We start from the raw sequence: 1,899 nt of genomic DNA, 5'->3' as shown, positions 1-1,899 counted from the left end.
AGCAAGATCCCAGTAGGCATACAACCAATGGGGATCCTTTACCATTAATACTATTTCATCTTGCCCGTAGCTATTGGGTAAGCGATATTCGGCTTCCGCGGCCGGGGCAGCGGGCAGGGGCTTGGCGGGAACGCGCCAGCGGCGAAGAAACCGATACCAGAGGTAGCCCCCCAATATGCCAAGGGCAACCATCAGGGCGAGCAACCACAGCAAGCTTAACCCTCCTTTCGGCAGCATGATTACACATGGTATGTAATGGCAATAGGGATCGCCAAGTAAGAATTAGGCTCTGAATTATTATCTCCCGGTGGGAAACCTTTATTAAAGAAAAACCGGGGCCAAGGCCGCTATTACTTATTAGTAATCATTGTTAGAGTTGAGAGAAACGGACAACATTGCTAGAATAAAAACAGTAGCGGACTTTGCCGTTATTGCTAATTCGTTGCATAAATGGCAACAAATTGAAGAAGGTAAAAGCATACCTATGGAAAATGGTGGTAGAAACATCTCCCAGTTGCAATCAAAGGTACAGGCTGTACTTTCCCTGTTGGATCAAATGTATCCTGATGCCCGTACGGAGCTCCGATTTGAAAATCCCTACCAGCTTCTAGTGGCAGCTGTACTTTCTGCCCAAACTACTGACCGGCAAGTCAATCGGATTACCGAGCATTTCTTTGCCGCTTACCCTGACCCCCAAGCGCTGGCTGCAGCCAGCTTGCCAGAGGTAGAAGAGAAGATCCAAAGTTGTGGCCTATTTCATACCAAGGCCAAAAATCTAATTGCCTTGACCCAACAATTGGTAGAGCGACATGGGGGACAGGTTCCGCCTAGCCGGGAGGAGCTAATGAAGCTTCCCGGGGTGGGCCGCAAGACTGCTAACGTGGTTTTGAGCAATGCTTTTGGCATACCAGCTCTAGCGGTGGATACCCATGTTTTCCGGGTTTCTCACCGCCTGGGGTGGGCCCAGAGTCCAGATGTCCGAGAGACGGAGGCCGAGCTTTGTCGGCTGATACCAAGCTCGCGGTGGGGAAAAGTTCACCACCAGTTGATTTATCATGGCCGCCGGGTCTGTCAGGCCCAAAGGCCCAAGTGCACTGATTGCTCGCTTTTGCCTTATTGTCCTTACGGCAGCTCTCTGGCTACCAGTGTGCCCAACCAAACCTGCCCTGATCCGGGAGCCAAAGGGTAGTGCCCTGGCATTAATTTCTGGATGGCAGATGCTCTACCGGTGGCATCGATCGAGCCAGTGTGGTTTTGACATACTACTAAACCTAGTTCAAGGAGTTGGTTCGCATGCAGTACCGGCGTTTGGGTAGAACCGGGCTTCAAGTATCGTGCATAGGGCTGGGTGGTATTCCCATCCAAAGGGTTGACCAGGCCGAGGCGGTGCGGGTGGTACGGGCGGCCTTGGATAGCGGCGTCAACTTTATTGATACGGCCCGTGGCTATACCGACAGCGAAGAGAAGATTGGTCGGGCGCTTGAGGGGGTGAAGCGGGAAGAAGTAATCCTGGCTACCAAAAGCACTTCGCGCTCGCGAGAAGGCATTCTCAGGGATATTGATAAGAGCCTTAGCCTGCTCAAGGTTGATTATATTGACCTCTACCAGATGCATAACGTTAAGACGGAGGAGGAACTAAAGAAGGTCACTGGCCCGGACGGAGCCTTGGAGGGGTTAAGGAAAGCCCAAGAGCAGGGAAAAATCAGATACATTGGGGTTTCTAGCCATACCAGGGAAAATCTGGAAAAGATGATGCCCATGGGCATTGTCGATACCATCCAGGTTCCTTTTAACGCGGTGGAAAAGGATACGGCCGACCGGCTCTTTCCTCTGGCCCAACAGCACGACGTTGGTTTCATCGCTATGAAGCCGTTGGCGGGCGGAGCCTTAACCCATGCC

Annotated in this window: 3 protein-coding genes; 2 read left to right on the top strand and 1 reads right to left on the bottom strand. The window is 52.0% G+C overall.

From position 1 onward, the window contains the following. Positions 1–237, bottom strand: a 237-nt coding sequence (locus H5U02_15385) for a DUF4912 domain-containing protein (protein MBC7343802.1), incomplete at its 3' end; no start/stop codon positions are given. Positions 238–484: 247 nt separating this feature from the next. Here H5U02_15385 and nth point away from each other — a divergent pair. Continuing rightward, positions 485–1,189 (top strand): endonuclease III, encoded by a 705-nt coding sequence (gene nth / locus H5U02_15380; protein MBC7343801.1) that lies wholly within the window; start codon positions 485–487, stop codon positions 1,187–1,189. Positions 1,190–1,293: 104 nt separating this feature from the next. Further along, positions 1,294–1,899: aldo/keto reductase (locus H5U02_15375; GenBank protein ID MBC7343800.1), on the top strand; the 606-nt coding region annotated here is incomplete at its 3' end.

The sequence above is a fragment of the Clostridia bacterium genome, assembly GCA_014360065.1.
Lineage (GTDB): Bacteria > Bacillota > DSM-521 > Neomoorellales > JACIYF01 > JACIYF01.
Note: the sequence above shows the minus strand (reverse complement) of the source record. Positions and strands in the feature narration are given on the sequence as shown.